Source organism: Rhizobium azibense (genome assembly GCF_004342325.1).
GTDB lineage: Bacteria > Pseudomonadota > Alphaproteobacteria > Rhizobiales > Rhizobiaceae > Rhizobium > Rhizobium etli_B.
On the sequence record NZ_SMBJ01000001.1, the window covers coordinates 291,837 to 308,390 of the forward strand.

13 protein-coding genes and 1 riboswitch are annotated in these 16,554 nt (G+C 59.6%); of the genes, 5 read left to right on the top strand and 8 right to left on the bottom strand.

Features of this window, described 5'->3' with window-relative positions:
- Positions 1-63: 63 nt before the first annotated feature.
- The 3 genes from EV130_RS01410 to EV130_RS01420 are packed head-to-tail and all read right to left on the bottom strand — an operon-like array spanning position 64 to position 3,811.
- On the bottom strand, positions 64-2,358 hold the full coding sequence (locus tag EV130_RS01410) for a xanthine dehydrogenase family protein molybdopterin-binding subunit (protein WP_132658986.1): 2,295 nt from the start codon (positions 2,356-2,358) through the stop codon (positions 64-66).
- Entirely contained in the window at positions 2,355-3,338 is a 984-nt protein-coding gene (locus tag EV130_RS01415) for an FAD binding domain-containing protein (RefSeq protein ID WP_132549614.1), read from the bottom strand. Before EV130_RS01415 ends, EV130_RS01410 begins: the two co-directional genes overlap by 4 nt.
- Positions 3,335-3,811: a (2Fe-2S)-binding protein gene (locus EV130_RS01420; RefSeq protein ID WP_132658988.1), complete on the bottom strand. Its 477-nt coding sequence runs from the start codon at positions 3,809-3,811 to the stop codon at positions 3,335-3,337. Before EV130_RS01420 ends, EV130_RS01415 begins: the two co-directional genes overlap by 4 nt.
- A 310-nt stretch (positions 3,812-4,121) precedes the next feature.
- On the opposite strand from EV130_RS01420, the gene EV130_RS01425 reads away from it, so the two are divergent.
- The 4 genes from EV130_RS01425 (at position 4,122) to repC (ending at position 8,675) form a co-directional block, all read left to right on the top strand.
- Positions 4,122-4,688: a TetR/AcrR family transcriptional regulator gene (locus EV130_RS01425; protein WP_074065772.1), complete on the top strand. Its 567-nt coding sequence runs from the start codon at positions 4,122-4,124 to the stop codon at positions 4,686-4,688.
- A gap of 268 nt (positions 4,689-4,956) precedes the next feature.
- A complete protein-coding gene (gene repA, locus EV130_RS01430; RefSeq protein ID WP_132658990.1) occupies positions 4,957-6,171 on the top strand; it encodes a plasmid partitioning protein RepA in 1,215 nt (404 codons plus the stop codon).
- A gap of 51 nt (positions 6,172-6,222) precedes the next feature.
- Entirely contained in the window at positions 6,223-7,263 is a 1,041-nt protein-coding gene (gene repB / locus EV130_RS01435; RefSeq protein WP_132658992.1) for a plasmid partitioning protein RepB, read from the top strand.
- A 149-nt stretch (positions 7,264-7,412) separates the two neighbouring features.
- Positions 7,413-8,675, top strand: a complete 1,263-nt coding sequence (repC, locus tag EV130_RS01440; RefSeq protein WP_132658994.1) for a plasmid replication protein RepC — start codon at positions 7,413-7,415, stop codon at positions 8,673-8,675.
- 764 nt (positions 8,676-9,439) lie between these two features.
- On the opposite strand, the gene EV130_RS01445 is transcribed toward repC, so the two are convergent.
- The 5 genes from EV130_RS01445 to EV130_RS01465 form a co-directional block, all read right to left on the bottom strand.
- Positions 9,440-10,204, bottom strand: coding sequence for an ABC transporter ATP-binding protein (locus EV130_RS01445; protein ID WP_132658996.1), 765 nt, complete (start codon positions 10,202-10,204; stop codon positions 9,440-9,442).
- Positions 10,201-11,178, bottom strand: a complete 978-nt coding sequence (locus tag EV130_RS01450) for a FecCD family ABC transporter permease (protein ID WP_132659388.1) — start codon at positions 11,176-11,178, stop codon at positions 10,201-10,203. Before EV130_RS01450 ends, EV130_RS01445 begins: the two co-directional genes overlap by 4 nt.
- Before the next feature lie 59 nt (positions 11,179-11,237).
- Positions 11,238-12,278 (bottom strand): ABC transporter substrate-binding protein, encoded by a 1,041-nt coding sequence (locus tag EV130_RS01455; protein WP_132658998.1) that lies wholly within the window; start codon positions 12,276-12,278, stop codon positions 11,238-11,240.
- Between the two features lie 237 nt (positions 12,279-12,515).
- Positions 12,516-12,749, bottom strand: a riboswitch (cobalamin riboswitch).
- A 39-nt stretch (positions 12,750-12,788) separates the two neighbouring features.
- Positions 12,789-14,003: a metallochaperone AztD gene (locus EV130_RS01460; protein ID WP_132659000.1), complete on the bottom strand. Its 1,215-nt coding sequence runs from the start codon at positions 14,001-14,003 to the stop codon at positions 12,789-12,791.
- Positions 14,004-14,358: 355 nt separating this feature from the next.
- Complete coding sequence (locus EV130_RS01465) at positions 14,359-15,528, bottom strand: ATP-binding protein (protein WP_132659002.1); 1,170 nt, start codon at positions 15,526-15,528, stop codon at positions 14,359-14,361.
- Positions 15,529-15,895: 367 nt separating this feature from the next.
- Between EV130_RS01465 and EV130_RS01470 the strand changes: the two genes are divergently transcribed.
- Entirely contained in the window at positions 15,896-16,384 is a 489-nt protein-coding gene (locus EV130_RS01470) for a metallophosphoesterase family protein (RefSeq protein ID WP_074065555.1), read from the top strand.
- The last annotated feature ends 170 nt before the right edge of the window (positions 16,385-16,554 follow it).

Consider the following 16,554-nt stretch of genomic DNA (forward strand, 5'->3'; position numbering starts at 1 on the left):
TGAAAACCGCTGCCAGGGGAACCTGAAAAGCTTCCTGGCGCCGGCCCTGCCGCAGCACGCGGCCTAGATGAGCTTCTCCAGCGTGATCGGCAACGACCGGATTCGCTTGCCGGTCGCGTGGAAGACGGCGTTGGCGATCGCAGGTGCCACCCCGACGATCGGCAATTCGCCGACAGCCTTGCCGCCGAGCACCGAGGCATGGTGATCGGGGATGCCGACGGAAATCACCTGAAGGTCGGGCACGTCCGAATTGGTCGGTACCAGATAGTCGGCCAGATTGTTGTTGATGACGCGGGCGTGCCGTTCGTCGACAATACCTTCCTCCAGCAACGCCTGGCCAATGCCCATGATAATGCCGCCGCGCCACTGGCTTTCGGCGAGTTTCGGGTTGTAGAGCCTTCCTGAATCGAGCGCCGAAACCATGCGCGAGACACGGACGGTGCCGAAATCCTCATCGACGCGAACCTCGACGAAATGCGCACACCAGCTATGGAGCGAATAGCCGCCTTCAGTCGGCGCCTTCATTGTCATCATCGTCGTGAAGTTGTCGTAGCGGTCCTTTCCATCTCGCCTGTCTTCGGGCAGCGTGTCACGCAGCGTCTCGATCTTCTCTCGGCCGATCTGCCGCATGAAGTCTGCAATCGCAACGCCATCACCTTCCCCCCTCGGCGGCAAGATGCGACCCTCGAAGATCGTCAGCGTATTGGCCTGCGCCTCCCGGAACGGCGAATTGACATCGTTGAGAGCAAGCCCGATCAACTCGTCGCGGGCGGCAAGGGCGGCCTTATGAACGGCCCCCGTCATCAGATTTGCAAGCTGCGAGCCGCCAGCGACGGGCGCCCGCGGCAAGGCCGAGTCGCCAAGCTTGACGTGGATCTTGTCGACGGGGACGCCAAGCACCTCAGAGGCAGTCTGGGCGATGATGGTATAGGTCCCCTGTCCCATGTCGATGCCGCTGCTGGCAATTTCGGCCGTTCCATCGGCAAGCACCCGCACAAGCGCCTCACCGGGCGTGCGGCGCACCGGATATGTACCTGCTGCCACACCCCAGCCGATCAGCGCATTGCCGTCGCGCATGGAACGCGGCTTTGGCGAGCGCTTCGACCAGCCGAAGGCCTCGCCGCCCACGGCAAAGGCTTCGCGCAGTTGTCTTGTCGACCACGGGATCTTGGCATGCGGGTCTCGCTCGGCATAGTTCAGCAAACGGATCTCGACGGGGTCGATGCCGACGGCATAGGCAAGTTCATCGATTGCCGACTCCAGACCCCATGCACTGGGATTTTCGCCAGGAGCACGAAGCGCGCCCGGCAGAACCGTATGCACAGGCACGATGTTCTGCCTCGAGCTGAAGTTCGGCACGTCATACATGATGGAGGTGACGGCACCGAGCGGCTCGACGGCCACACCCGTCATCGCCGTTTCATTGGCGCCTCGCTGGACGATCGAAAGCAGCTTTCCTTCCTTCGTGGCGCCGAGCCCCAGCGTTTGCCGGGTGGCGGGGCGGCCGCCGAAGGCGGTAAATGTCTGCGCCCGGGTGAGCGCCAGCTTGACGGGACGGGCGAGCTTTCTTGCAGCCATGATCGCAAGCGCTGCATGCGGCAACGAGAGTGCCTTGGAACCGAAGCCGCCGCCGATATAGGGCGAGATGATCCGCACATTCTCGAAGGGCAATTCGAACCATTCGGCATAGCTGCGCGCCATGCCGTCAACCCATTGGCTGCCTTCCCAAAGCGTCAGCACATCGCCGTCCCATTTGGCGATCAGCCCATGGGGTTCGATCGGCACGTTGTATTCACGCGGTGTCTTGTATTCGGCTTCGATCCGAACAGGAGCTTCAGCCAGCGCCTGTTCGGCGTTGCCCCACTCAATCGTCATTTTCTCGACCGCAATACCCTCCCCGGCCCGTTCGTCATCGAGGCCGAAGATGGCCTGCTTCTCGTCGTAGCTCACCTCAATCAACGCCGCGGCCGCGGTCGCCTGTTCCAGCGTTTCGGCGATCACGGCTGCAACATGCTGTCCGCTGAAGGTAATCTCGTTGGTCAGCGCGAGATAGGGACCTTCAGGACCGGGCGTGCCGGCCCAGGTGGTTGCCGATTTCAGCTGGGTGATGTTGTCCGGGGTCAGCACGAGCAGCACGCCAGGTGATGCCTCAGCTGCAGAGATGTTCATCGTGCTGATTGTGCCTGCCGCAATCGTGCTTTGGACCATCACGGCGTGAACGACGCCTTCGATCTGGTGTTCGAGCGCATAACTTGCCTTGCCGGTAATCTTTGCCGGTCCATCCAGGCGCGACAGGCGGCCCCCGAGCACGCCATCGGCTGCATCCCCGCGTTTGATTTTCCCTTCGATGACGGTCATTGCAGACCACCCAAACTTTCCATGGCGCGGGCAACGACACGTGGCGCCAGGTCGATCTTGTACCGGTTGGCGCCATGGTCGATGGCGCCCTCGATGGCAAGCAGGCTTGCTTTTGCAATCGCCGCGGGTTCGGCGGTCTTGCCGATCAAGGCGCGTTCGACTGCACGGGCGCGCCACGGCTTCGTCGCAACGCCCCCAAGCGCGACGCGAAGGTCGCGGATCGTTTTGCCGTCGTCTTCCAGCTCGAGGCCGACAGCGGCGCTGGCGGCAGCAAATTCGTAGGATTGCCGGTCGCGAACCTTGAGATAGATCGATCGACGGGCTGCCTGTGAGGCGGGGACGAAAATGGCGGTGATAAGTTCACCGCGCTCAATCTTGTGTTCCAGTTGCGGCGTGTTGCCCGGAGCCAGGAAGAAGTCGTCGACAGCAATCTGGCGCACGCCCAGATGGATCACCGCGTCGAAGGCGACCAGCGCCACCGCGAGATCGCCGGGATTGCTCGCGATGCAGTGCTCGCTGGTGCCGAGCACTGCGTGGTTGCGGGTCACTCCGCCGATCGCCGAACACCCCGAACCCGGCTCGCGCTTGTTGCAGGCCCTAAAGACCGCCGGGTCGCGGAAATACGGACAGCGGGTGCGCTGCAGAAGGTTGCCACCGATCGTCGCCATGTTGCGAAGCTGAGCTGATGCCGCCAGCGACAGCGATTGCGAGATCGCCGGGAACGCTTCTTTTATCACCCGATGCTCAGCGACGTCGCTCATCTTGGCGAGCGCGCCGATCGTGACACCTGACTGCGTCGACGAGACTGCGTCCAGTCCGGGAAGAAATGTGATATCGACGACCGATTCCGGTGCGGCAATGCCGCATTTGGCAAGATCGAGCAGGGTCGTGCCGCCTGCAATGACCATCGCGCCTTGCCTGGCGGCCGCCTCACGGGCTTGATCGGCCGACGATGGGCGAAAATAGGAAAACTCTTTCATCTCGCCAGCTCCGCAGCTTCGCGCACCGCCGCAACGATGCCGTTGTGGGCGCCGCACCGACAGAGATTGCCGGACATATATTCACGGATCTCGCTGTCAGAGCCCGTATGACCCTCGAAAATGCAGCCAACCGCCGACATGATCTGGCCAGGCGTGCAATAGCCGCACTGGAAAGCATCGTGCTCAAGGAACGCAGCCTGAACCGGATGCAGGCTGCCGTCTGCCGCGGCAAGGCCTTCGATTGTCGTTACTTGCCGCCCCTCGGCCTGGGCCGCAAGCGTGAGACAGGCAAGCACGCGCCTGCCGTCGATGTGGACGGTGCAAGCGCCGCACTGCCCCTGGTCGCAGCCTTTCTTCGTGCCGGTCAGCGCCAGGTTTTCACGCAATGCATCGAGCAGCGTCGCGCGTGGATCGACAGCAAGCACGTGCGATGTACCGTTGATGTCAAGCTTCAGGTTGATTGTCCGGGTCATGGAGTTCTCCTGCCTCGACGGAGGATCTTGCGCCGTCATTGAAATAGCCGGGTCTTGAACTGCAAAGCGCCTGCCCCAGCTAGAATCTGGGTTCGGTCTCTGCGGGTCTTGCCTTCACCTCATGGCGCCTGCGCAATTGAGACATGACATTCCGCCTCTTTCTGCGATAACAGGTGCAAGGCCCTCAAGTTAAACGGAGGCGCCTCCGATTAAACTAGCGGCTTGCACGGCAGCGTCAAGCCCTCATCCGCAGGAGAGGCTTTTGACCGGAAAGGCAATAGCCGCAAGCGAGACGAAACCTGAAAAGCGCATGCGTGCCGATGCATTGCGCAACCGCGACAAACTGATTGCAGTTGCCGCCGAGGTCTTTGCCGATCATGGCGTCGAAGGTTCGCTGGAGGAGGTCGCCCGGCGTGCCGGCGTCGGTATCGGCACGCTCTACCGGCACTTTCCGACGCGCGAACATCTGGTCGAAGTTGTCTATCGGCGGGAACTGCAGAATTTGGCGACGGCCGCCAGCGATCTTGCGACAACGCATCCGGCCGACGAGGCCCTTGAAGAATGGATGCACCGTTTCGTCAACTATATTGCCGCCAAGCGCGGCATGGCACAGAGCCTGCGCATTCTGCTCGGCTGCAACTCTGAGCTCTTTGCCGAAAGTGCCGGCATCATTTCCGGGGCTCTTGGACAATTGGTGGACAACGCTGCCGCAAAGGGCATGATCCGCAGCGACGTGGAGAGCACCGACCTCCTGCATGCGCTTTCCAGCATCTATTCGATGCCCGACTCGCCGGAATGGCGGCAGCGCTCCCGCAGGCTGATTCGCCTGTTGATGGACGGACTTAAATGGGGTGCAAGAATGGGATCGGCCGAGTAGCGACTGAGACCACTGATTCGGCTGGCGACCTTGGCGCCTTGAAAGCTAATGCGCTGATATGATTTGCTTCCGCTTCAATACGGAAGCTAAAAAGAGGTTCATTTCCGCAAGTCATGCTTTGATCCTTCGGGCAAGTATTGCCCGATAAAGCCCGCTGAGAGGCAGCTTAACGCCCTGTTAAGCCCATGGCCTTGCAAGAAAATGAGAATCGGCGCTAAATGCGCTTTCATTGGCCTCACGGCGTTAAAATCGCATTTTCGAGATTTCCATGAATATGGCACCTACAATTGGTAAAGCAATTTCTGATGTCGATCAGCTGATCATCGGCCAGGCACAGGAACTGTCCGACAAGTTGAAGCAGCATCGCCTGGAAATGTTTCCGCCCCGTGCGATGAAAAGCCTGCGCGAATTCCAGCTTGCCGAAGTGGCGCGCTTTCTTGGCGTCACGAGCGGCTATCTTCGCAATCTCTCGCTGGAGGGCAAGGGGCCTCTGCCGCAGGTGACGCCATCGGGGCGCAGATCCTATACCGCCAGGCAGATGGATGAAATGCGCCTGTTCTTGGATCAGAATGCCAGAGGCAGCACGCGTTACGTCCCGCACCGCACGGCCAATGAACACCTGCAGGTCATCGCCGTCGTGAATTTCAAGGGCGGCAGCGGCAAAACCACGAGTGCTGCCCATCTCGCCCAGCATCTGGCGCTGACTGGCCACCGCGTTCTTGCCGTCGACCTCGACCCGCAGGCCTCGCTTTCGGCGATCCACGGCTTTCAGCCGGAATTCGACGTCGACGAAAACGAGACGCTTTATGCGGCAATCCGTTACGACGACGAGCGGCGACCGCTGAGGGAGATCATTCGCAAGACCAATTTCCCCAATCTCGATCTGGTTCCAGGCAATCTCGAATTGATGGAATTCGAGCATGATACGCCGCGCGTGCTTGCCCAGGGCAAGGCCAGCGACTACGGCCGCATCTTCTTTGCCCGCCTTGACGAGGCGCTGTCTTCCGTCGCCGACGACTATGATGTCGTCGTCATCGATTGCCCTCCCCAGCTCGGCTTCCTGACGATGAGCGCCATCTGCAGCGCAACCGCCGTGCTCATCACCGTTCATCCGCAAATGCTCGACGTGATGTCGATGTGCCAGTTCCTGCAGATGCTGGGCGAGGTGCTGAACACGCTGAAAGGCGCCGGCGGCAACATGAATCTCGACTGGTTGCGCTATCTCGTGACGCGCTACGACCCGCAGGATGGGCCACAGACGCAGATGGTCGCCTTCATGCGCTCGATGTTCCGCAATCACGTTCTCACCAATCCGATGCTGCGAAGCGTGGCGATTTCGGATGCTGCCATGACCAACCAGACCCTCTACGAGGTGGAGCGCAATCAGTTTACCCGCGCGACCTATGACCGCGCCATGGAGGCCATGAGCGCGGTAAATGGCGAAATCGCCGAGCTCATCCATAAGGCATGGGGGCGCAGATGACGGCACACAGACTGACCGCAACCAACCGTTCAACCGCCGGGAGGAGAAAGAATGGCACGTAAGAATATCCTCTCGGGCCTGATGGACGATTCCAAAAAGTTTACCGCCGTAAACAGCGAGCCCGTAAACGACCCCGACAAGCAGCAGATCAATTTCAAGGGAATTGGCGCCCTCGGTGCCGTTACCCGCAGTATCGATGCCCTGGCCGCACGGGCGGACGCTGCGCGCGAAATCGAAGACATGCTCGCCCATGGCGAAACCGTGATTGATCTCGACACCGCACTCATTGAAGATTCCTTCGTCAGCGATCGCCTCGGGCACAATGATGAGCAGTTTCAGGAATTGGTGGAAGCCATTCGCCTTCGAGGTCAGGATTCACCCATTCTTGTCCGCCCGCATCCGCAAAAGGATGGGAAGTACCAGATCGCCTTCGGCCATCGCCGCGCGCGCGCTGCCAAGGAACTTGGCCGGCCGGTTCGCGCCGTCGTCAAGAAGCTTGCCGACCGCGATCATGTCATTGCCCAGGGACAAGAAAACTCCGCACGCGCGGATCTCTCCTTCATCGAACGGACGATGTTTGCCGACAAGCTCGACAAGCTGGGCTTCGATCGGGAGACGATCATGGCAGCGCTCAATGCCGACAAGACGACGATCTCCAAGATGCTGTCCGTCACCCGGCGCATTCCGGCCGAGATTCTGTCGGCAATCGGCGCAGCGCGCGCAACTGGCCGCGACCGTTGGCATGACCTTTCGGCGAAATTTGAAGAAGACAATGCTGCCGAGCGGGCGATGCTGTTTATCGAAACGCCAGCCTTCGAAGCTGCCGGGCCGGACGCCCGGTTCGACATGCTTGCGGCATTCCTCAGCAAGAAGCCGGCACCAGCCGTCCAGACCACAACGCCGTCTTCGGCCGTGACCCAGTGGCAGCGCCGGGACGTCAAGGCGAAGATCAAGGATGACGGGAAGCAGTTCACCATCGCGCTGAGGGCAGGGAAGGCGTCAGCCTTCGGCACCTATATCGCAGACAATCTCGATCGTCTCTATGAGGCGTTCGAAGACAGCAGGACGACAGGAAAGAACGGAGATCAATAGCAAAAGAAAAGGCCCCCGAACGTTGCCGTAGCGGAAGCCCTCTCTGATCTAGACACCCAGAGAATCACATTTCCGCACAATATAGTCAAGAGTCTCCGGCACCTATTTTCGGTGAGCTGATATCTTTTGCCTTGAAGAAGGCGAAGAAAATGGAAAGCGGAAGTGTGACGACGCCCTTTGGGCGGCGGCCGATGACACTTGGCATGCTCGCAAGTCAGGTCACCAGCCACAAAATTGAGCCAGGCGCCTCAATCGACAAATGGAAAATCTATCGTGCGCTTTGTGAAGCCAAGCCTCTGCTCGACATATCCGACAGAGCGCTCACGGTATTGAACGCGCTTTTGAGCTTCTACCCGAAAGCCGAGCTTGCAGCAGACGACAGTCTTGTCGTCTTTCCCTCCAATACGCAGCTATCGCTTCGCTGCCATGGCATGGCCGAGCAAACGATAAGGCGGCATATGGCCGTCCTCGTGGCCGCCGGTCTCGTGATCCGCAAGGACAGCCCCAACGGCAAGCGCTACGCTCGCAAGAGCCGCAATGGCGAGATCCACGACGCTTTTGGATTCTCACTTGCGCCTCTGCTTGCGCGCGCCTGCGAAATCGAACGCATGGCCGCGAAAGTCTCTGCCGACCGTCTCTACATCCAAACGCTCAAGGAACGTCTCACGCTCACCCGCCGCGACATCTCAAAGCTTGTCCAGGCAGCGATCAGTGAAGAGCTTCCCGGAGACTGGCAAGCGGTGAACGGACGGTTTCACGATATCCTGAACCAATTGCCGCGCAAAGCCGGCGCCCATGCGGTTGCCTCCACATTGGATCTCCTCGACGCATTGCGCGATGAAATCGTCAAGCGACTGGAAACACTCATTAAAACGGACGATCTGAGCGCCAATGACTCACAAAATGAGCGGCACATACAGATAACAGAATCCGAATCTAATCTTGAATCTGAAGCCGCGGTTAAGATTCCGACCCCTGAGTTGACTGCAGTAAACTCGGCAATGATTGAGGCAGCAAACGAAGGACACGGTGAACTCCCTCGACTTCCGGCAGGAACCAACACCACATCCACACTATTTCCACTCTCCCTCGTTCTGCAGGCATGCCCGGAAGTGCGCAGCTACGGACCTGATGGAACTGTCAGAACATGGCAAGACCTCATTGCAGCAGGCGCTATCGTCAGTTCAATGCTTCATATCAGTCCCTCCGCATACAGGGACGCCTGCAGGGTCATGGGTCCGCAAGCGGCCTCAGCCGTGCTTGCCTGCATTTTTGAACGGTCGGGGACGATCAATTCAGCCGGCGGTTATTTGCGCGACCTCACCCGGCGTGCCCAACGCGGAGAGTTTGCGATCGGATCAATGCTAAGAGCACTCGCAAGGACACAGGAACATCATGACGCCCCTCACTGAGTTTACCGCAGTAAACTCGCACTTGACCGGCCGCAAAAACACAGTCCCGCAACGTTCATTGGCGCGATGCCGCATCCACCTGACTTCGGCGCTTCCTCATTTGCCGGCACGCCCAACGCTAAGGGTTGCGGTCCGGCCGAAGCGATCAAAGCCTCGTAGGCCATCCTGCCTGCCCGCACTGATGGGCGAGGCGCTGCAATCATATTTCAGGCCCAACCAAGCTGCTTCCTCGGGTCTGCAATAGGCGGAGTGTACCCGCTCCTCGACGCAGCATGAGCGCTTAACCGAGCCGGCGGCGCGACTTCAAACACCCTCGGGCGAAGCGATGGAATTGCGATAACATCGAAATTCGAGGGTCCGGCACCGATGGAAAAACTGAGGAGGCGCGTCATTCATTCGGGCACGAGAAATCAAGGGATTGCAAGGGCTGAAACGGGAGCCGCAGTGACCGAACGAAATGTCGTGATTGTTTCCGTTAGATGTTGAATAGTCTGTGATAACAAACTGTTAGAGATCGGCTAAACTTGATCCGATCTCCCGGAAATCATGCTGCTATGGTACCTAAACGAGGCCCTATGGTCAAGGAACGCATCACGTCAGGCGCCTCAGGTCGGCAGATGCGACATCGAACCAACCTTTCGGCAAAACCGGTGGCGCACACAGGTCGACGGCAGCCATTGAAGCGGACATCGCTCCAGACAGGCAGGAGAGAATGCTGCCTGCCCCGCGCCATCATCCCATCCCTTGCGTCGACGCGTCCGTCGTCAACGGGTGAGATACTGGATGTAATGCCTGCCGTGAACCCTCGACTTCTCGATATGAGCCCGGACCCCAAATACATCCCGAACGAGCTCTTCGGTCAAAACCGCTTCGGGGGTCCCCGCAGCAACCACGCGGCCGTTACAAAGCACGGCCAGGCTGTCGCAGAACATTGCCGCCAGATTGAGATCATGCAATGCGATGACGCAGGTGACCGGAAGCGTCGTGACGAGAACCAGCAGCTCCAGCTGATGCTGGATGTCGAGATGATTGGTTGGTTCGTCAAGCAGCAGTTCGGTCGGCGTCTGCGCAAGCGCGCGAGCAATGTGCGTGCGCTGGCGCTCTCCGCCTGACAGCGTGCGCCATAGCTGCAAGGCCTTGGCCGTCATGCCGACCTGTTCCAGTGCCGCATCGACCGCGTCTTCGTCTGTCTTGTCCCACGGGGAGAGAGCGCCTCGATGCGGCGTTCGCCCGAGGCGCACGACATCCTTGACCGAAAGGTCCGCATCGGTTGTCGCTTGCTGCTCGACCAGTGCGATACGCTGGGCAATCTCGCGACGCGCCATGGTGCTGATATCGCTCTCGCCCAGTCTGATGACCCCGCTCTTGACTTGCCGCAGCCGGCAGATGAGACGCAGAAGGCTCGATTTGCCAGAGCCATTGGGTCCGAGCAGACCCAGTGTCTTGCCCGGCGCAACATCAAGGCTGACGCCATCGACGATTACCGTACCGCCAGCGCACCAGGCGACATTGCGCATCGATATGCTCATAGAGGCCTCCTTGCCTTGTAGAGGATGACAGCGAAGACGGGAGCGCCGAAAAGTGCCGTTACCACGCCAATTGGAAGCACCTGCTGCGGGATGATCGTGCGCGAGACGACATCGGCAAGTACCATGAAGATCGCCCCGATCAACGCAGTTGTCGGCAGTAACCGCTCGTGAGCCGGACCAACCAGAAAGCGCGCCGCGTGCGGAATGACAAGACCAACGAAGCCGATCGAACCGACGATGCTGACGACGGCAGCGGTCAGCACGGCCGTCAGTCCAAGAAGGGTAAGACGCACCCGCTTTACCGGTACGCCGAGCGCTGCGGCAGAGTCCGTACCGAAGGCAAAGGCATCCAGCACACGTGCGTGAAGCATGCAGATAACAAAGCCGCCGGCGGCAATGGGGGTGACGAGCAAGACATCCGTCCAGCGCACGCCGCTGAGGCTCCCGAGCAACCAGAACATGATCCCCCTTGCCTGCTCGGCATTGGCCGAGGTCGTGACGATGTAGGACGTCAGTGCGTTGAAGAGCTGCGAACCGGCAACGCCTGCCAGGATGATGCGATCGGCGCCGCCGCCTGCGCCGGCGGCCAGAAGCGAGACGAGACCGAAGGCTGCCACCGCACCGAAAAAAGCTCCGGTGGAAAGGGTCAGAACGCCGGACCCGATGCCGAAGATCATGATGGCGACCGCGCCGGTCGAAGCGCCCGCCGAAATGCCAAGTACATAAGGTTCGGCAAGCGGATTGCGAAGCAGGGCCTGCAGTATGGCGCCCGTCATTGCAAGAGCCGCGCCGGAACCTGCTGAGACCAGGGCGCGGCTCAGCCGATAGTCCCAGATGATACCCTCATGGATCGGCTTGATCGCGAAGGAGGTGCCGAACATTCGGTTGGCAACAGCTTCTGCAATCGTCCGCAGCGGTATGGCGATTTCGCCGATCGACAGGGCAAGGCCTATCGCCAATGTCAGTGCAGTCATTGAAAGCAGGGACAAGACGGCAAAGCCGCCCCATCCGTTGCGCGGCCCGGCGTCCTTGCTCACTTCGCCAGTCCAAACTGCCTTATGGCTGCTGCAAGCGTTTCGATGCCGTCGACAAGGCGGATCGATGGGCTCATTGCCTGCGAGTCCATGACGACCACGTGTTTGTCTTCCACAGCGCTGATCCTGCTTGCCACAGGATCGGTGTTCAGAAACCTAAGCTTGATGGCCGGATCGTCGGCAGCGTAGCGGCGACGGTCCATCCCGGCGATGACGATGATTGCAGGATTAAGACCGGCGACCGTTTCCCAGCCGACCAACGGCCATTCCTCGTTCGTGGCAATCACGTTCTTTGCCCCAAGGGCCTGCATGATATAGGCGGGCGCGCCGTTGCGGCCGGCCATGAAGGCCTCCCCGTCGATTTCCTTGCTGGAGAACCAGAATACGACCGGAATATCCGTCACCCTTGCCCCGGCCACCGATGCAATCGCCTTATCCTCACGTTCCTTCAGCCTTGCGACCAATGCCTCGCCGCGGTCCTGAACGTCAAAGATCGCGGCAAGTTCGGAAATCATCTGATAGATGACTTCGGTCTTCAGCATTTCCTTGCGGACACCATCACCACCCGTCGTATTGTCCTTGGCGGCGCAATCGGCCGGCGCGACATAGGTGTTGATGCCAAGCTTCGAAAACTGATCGTAGGTTCCAACCGAGCCGTTCGGGCCGACATGCCACTCGAATTCGGCGGCAACCAGGTCGGGGCCAGTTGCCACCACCGCCTCGAAGCTCGGATCATTGTCGGCGAGCCGCTTGATTTTGCTGTTTTCCGCATCGAATTGTTTGAGCACTGGGCTGAACCAGACAGCCGTTCCCGTGACACGATCCGAAAGGCCGAGCGACAGCAGGATTTCGGTCATCGCCTGGCCGATCGATACGACCTTGTCCGGCGCCCTATCGAAGGTGACGGATCGGCCGCAATTGGCAATTGTCAGGGGGTAGCTGGTCGGAGCGGCAAAAGCGGCTGCAGAAATCGAAGAGGTTGCCAACGCCGCGAAGGCAAGGCGCAGAATGAACCGCCGAAGTTTTGGATCGGATGACATGGAAACACTCGTAGGGAATTGAGGATACGTCGGCACGGCGGCCTGAACGCTCCGATGTTATGGTCACCGGCCATACGGGCGTGCGAGCCGACCGGCACGACAGGCTCTTGACCGGCAGCGGCTATGGTTTATTGAAAAGAGCGATCCGTTCCGTCTCACGCGCAAGGGGCCCGCGCCGATCAGGGGCGTCAAAAGGAATCATCTCGTCTCCTGTTCCGGGCAACCCCGCCCGTTCAATTGGATCTCTCTTTGACGGCAGGTCTCCTGGCTCGCAGATATGCGCCGAACCATCTGCCTTCCCGTGAGAACCAGCTCACAGTGGCATGGCGCTTGGCGCCACGAGGATGATCGGCAATCCGCTTACAGTTGCGGGGGCAGCCACGGTCTTGGTCCCTTTTGGGTCGTCCGCACCGTGTTCCCTATTAATCCCCTCGGCGTCTACTTCGGGGAACCGTCGCGCTCAGTTATGCCGAGCGCAACCGCCACGTCAAGCCGTAGATCCAAGCAGGATCAATGCACGGCGCCTGATCCCCCGACGGCGACGATGCTGAAAGGCAATCCCTCGACCGGGATGGTCCGAATCTCTTTCATGGTCTCAATATCGATCACCCGCACAACGCTATGGCGAGGATCGGTGATTGCAATCTGATCGCCCGCAACTGCGAGCCGCGGGCGCGGATCGCGCCAGTGACCATCCTTGCTGTAAGGCTCGGTGACGCGGGTCGACATCGTGATTTGACCGCTTAGAACGTCGACAAGATGCAGGTGCCCGTCCTCGGTCAGTACATAGGCATTCTTGACCCTCGCAGGATCGAGCGCGAAATCGATACGCCGGGTCGGCAGGTCGACCAAGCGATACGGCTCGGTGTTGTCTGGGTCGATCAGGGCAATCTTGTCCTCGCCGTAGTTGCCCAGGAAAAATTGCATCGCCTTACCGCCGAGCAAGGCCGTCACTTTTCCCTTCGGCAGCTTGTCGCCATATTCCAGCATTTCAAGTTGCACGGTCTCATCCTTGCCAGGCCGCGCTATCAGGACGCCTTCCTCGCAGCCGAAGGCAACGAGCTTTGCCGAGAAGGCTTCTCCGTGCAGCGCCGTGCAGGGTGTGATGCCTCCGACCTGTCTTCCGTCTGCGCCGAGAACACGTAGGCCCAGGCGCGGCGGCAGTTCATCCGGTTTGGTTTGCGCGTCGGTATCGGGAACCGAGACCAGCATGTTGCGCCCCATGGGCACGGCGACACCATGGTGAGGTGCCGTCGCGTCGATGAGCGTTTCGGATGCTGCGCCTTCCAGCAGATCTTCTTCAGAAACGAGCTTGGCTTTGCCTTCCCGATCGTAGAACAATACCACGTCGTCGCCATGCATGACGGCGTGGACCGGCCGCTTCCCGTCGAGTGCGGTCTGCAGCAGCAAAGGTGCGGATGTTTCCAGATCGCGATGCTCGCCGTGGTCGGAAATCGTCAAACCGGTTTTGATTACCTGGACGGCATTGGCCTCTGATTGGACGGCGAAAACGGTCTGGCCGGAATGACTGGCGGCCAGCGCCGCATAACCCTTTAACCCAAACTCGCCGATCTGTTCACCGGTCTTGGCGTCGAATGCACGAGCGATGGGTGCCGTGTGGTCGGCGATGAACAGGCGCCATGTCTGCTGTTCCTCTTCAGCGGAGGCCGGGTTCACCAAGAGGCTTGCAGCAAAGGCCCCGGCGATCGTCAATCTGGGTAACACAGGAAATCCCTCCTCTGATATGTAATAACATTACAATCTCTAGCGAAGTTCGCGAAACATGTCCACTCGTTGACGACAAAGATATCCGCCTTTGTATGATCGACCTGGTCGACCTGAACGACCTGGGAGGTCGGAGGCGCTAATCACCCCAGGAACCGCCGGTTCTCCTTCACGATCTCATTTTCGCCGCGTCGCTTGGGCTTCAGGGAGGCGATCATGGCCGATCAGGTGGCCTCTTGACTGTTTCATACCTGCGCCGCTCAACGAGCAAGCCAAAACAACGGGTTGATACGATCGACAGGTTCGCCAGACGTGTCGATGAAATCCTGAAATAGCGACAGGATCCACGCCAATATCATTTGCGACCGCCTGCGAGTTGTTCGCCAAGCTGGCGCAAAGGGAGCGCCTCGATATCATTGCCAAGAGGATACGCTTCGCTGCCTGGGTACACCACGATGCGGCGATCCGGCTCCAGATCGAGGCAGGCGTGGTGGAAACCCCGCTCTAGCTTTGGCGTGAGGCTTCTCTTGATCTCGATCGCCCAGCGGCGTTCACCGGGCAAGGTGACAACAAGGTCGATCTCGGCGCCGGCCGAGGTGCGATAGAAATTGGCGTGGGCACCCTCTGGCATAACTGCATGAAGGGTTTCGATCACGAAGCCTTCCCAACTCGCTCCGGCCACGGGGTGGCCGAGGACATCATCAAGCGTGGTCAAACCAAGCAGACTGTGGAGCAGGCCGGAATCGCGAACATAGACGCGCGGCGATTTCACCAGGCGCTTGCCGGCATTGCTGTGCCAGGGCTCGAGCCGACGCACCAAAAGCAGATCCACCATGAGGTCGAGATAAGAAGCGACTGTCTTGCCGTCGACACCGATTGCGCGGGCGAAGTCCGCCGCATTGAGGAGGCCTGATTGGTGATGAGCGAGCATCGTCCAGAAGCGGCGTAGCGTTTCGGCTGGGATCCTCGGACCCAGAAGAGGGATGTCACGCTCGAGATAGGTCCGGATGAAATCGATGCGCCAGCGTTGGCTGACGGTGTCGTTCGCCGCCAGAAGGCTGTCGGGGAAGCCTCCTCTAACCCAAAGCTTGTTAAGTTCGCCGGCTCCGACCTCGAGGCCGTCTATGGGTGCGAGTTCCAGATAGGCGATCCGACCGGCCAGGCTCTCGCCAGACTGTTTCAGGAGATCCATGGAGGCCGAGCCAAGCAACAGGAAGCGGCCGCTGCGCAGTCCCATCCGTCGCCCCCGGTCGATCAGACCGCGAAGGTTCTGGAACAGCTCCGGGACGCGATGGACCTCGTCGAGGATAACGAGTTTGTCCTCGTGTTCGGCAAGATAGAGTTCCGGCTCGGCGAGTTTGGCACGATCCGATTCGGATTCGAGATCGAGATAGATGGACGGCCGTTGCTCGCCGACCTCCAATGCGAGGGTGGTTTTTCCTACCTGTCGGGGCCCGAGCAAGGCAACCGCTGGATTGTTATCGAGGAGCTCGACGAGCTCTGCTCTCTTCCGTCTTGGTATCATCATCCTCGCAATTATGGAGCTACGATCCACAATTGCAAGGTTATTTAGGGTGATGAGCCTTGCAAATCCAGAAGATCTTGATAACTGTTCGCTTTCAAATCGTCTCTTATGCAGACACCGAAAGGTCAGGTACTCCCAGTCCGACGACCGGATTTTGCTGTTTTCTTGTCCGGGAAACTGGCGCCCCTTGCGTGCCGATATTGCCCGTCGCTGGATGGCGCTCACGCCTCGATCGGCACGACTGGGCTTGATTGACGAAAATTGGATCAAGACGGTCCCCTTTACGCTTTGCCCGTAAGGCAAGCGTGTGCGCGGCTTTTTTGCTGAGCACTTTGACTCTGGCCGCCGCCGCTCCATTGTTCCGTTCATGATCTACTTTACGAGTGACACCCATTTCGCCGATCCACGTGTGCTGCGGATCGACCGCAGGCCGTTCCCCGATATGGCAGAGCACGACGTCGCGCTGATCAGGAACTGGAATGCCATCGTCGGAAAGGACGACGACATCTGGCATCTCGGCGACTTCATGTCGGCGAAAGGCGGCGACTGCGATCAGCTTCTTTCGATGCTGAATGGCCGCAAGCACTTGATTATTGGCAACTGTGATCCCGAGACGACGACGAAGGCCGAGAACTGGACGAGCGTTCAGCATTATGCCGAGCTCGTTACAGACGAGCATCTTCTCGTGCTATGTCATTTTCCGTTCCGGACCTGGCACAAGATGGGCAAGAACTCGATCAACCTTCATGGGCATTCGCATGGTCGGCTGAAGCCGATACCCCGGCAATATGATGTCGGCGTTGATGCGCGGGCTCTTCGACCGGTCACACTTGCGCAGCTGCTGTCTTTGCCGTGACAACGTGCGGTCTCGATCATGGCTTCGATGGCGACTGACAATCCCGAGGCGCTGCGTTCCCCATCGCTGTTGCGACCGCGTGACAGGGATTGCGTCTGGACAGAACAAATGGTCTTGGCGTACAAATGTCCCGCCCGGACCCGGTCGAATGAAAGAGCAACCTTCAGCGC

Coding starts and splice junctions, on each gene's coding strand:
- EV130_RS01410 (WP_132658986.1), bottom strand. CDS start 2,358: ATGACCGTCATCGAAGGGAAAATCAAACGCGGGGATGCAGCCGATGGC.
- EV130_RS01415 (WP_132549614.1), bottom strand. CDS start 3,338: ATGAAAGAGTTTTCCTATTTTCGCCCATCGTCGGCCGATCAAGCCCGT.
- EV130_RS01420 (WP_132658988.1), bottom strand. CDS start 3,811: ATGACCCGGACAATCAACCTGAAGCTTGACATCAACGGTACATCGCAC.
- EV130_RS01425 (WP_074065772.1), top strand. CDS start 4,122: ATGCGTGCCGATGCATTGCGCAACCGCGACAAACTGATTGCAGTTGCC.
- repA (WP_132658990.1), top strand. CDS start 4,957: ATGAATATGGCACCTACAATTGGTAAAGCAATTTCTGATGTCGATCAG.
- repB (WP_132658992.1), top strand. CDS start 6,223: ATGGCACGTAAGAATATCCTCTCGGGCCTGATGGACGATTCCAAAAAG.
- repC (WP_132658994.1), top strand. CDS start 7,413: ATGGAAAGCGGAAGTGTGACGACGCCCTTTGGGCGGCGGCCGATGACA.
- EV130_RS01445 (WP_132658996.1), bottom strand. CDS start 10,204: ATGAGCATATCGATGCGCAATGTCGCCTGGTGCGCTGGCGGTACGGTA.
- EV130_RS01450 (WP_132659388.1), bottom strand. CDS start 11,178: ATGACTGCACTGACATTGGCGATAGGCCTTGCCCTGTCGATCGGCGAA.
- EV130_RS01455 (WP_132658998.1), bottom strand. CDS start 12,278: ATGTCATCCGATCCAAAACTTCGGCGGTTCATTCTGCGCCTTGCCTTC.
- EV130_RS01465 (WP_132659002.1), bottom strand. CDS start 15,528: ATGATACCAAGACGGAAGAGAGCAGAGCTCGTCGAGCTCCTCGATAAC.
- EV130_RS01470 (WP_074065555.1), top strand. CDS start 15,896: ATGATCTACTTTACGAGTGACACCCATTTCGCCGATCCACGTGTGCTG.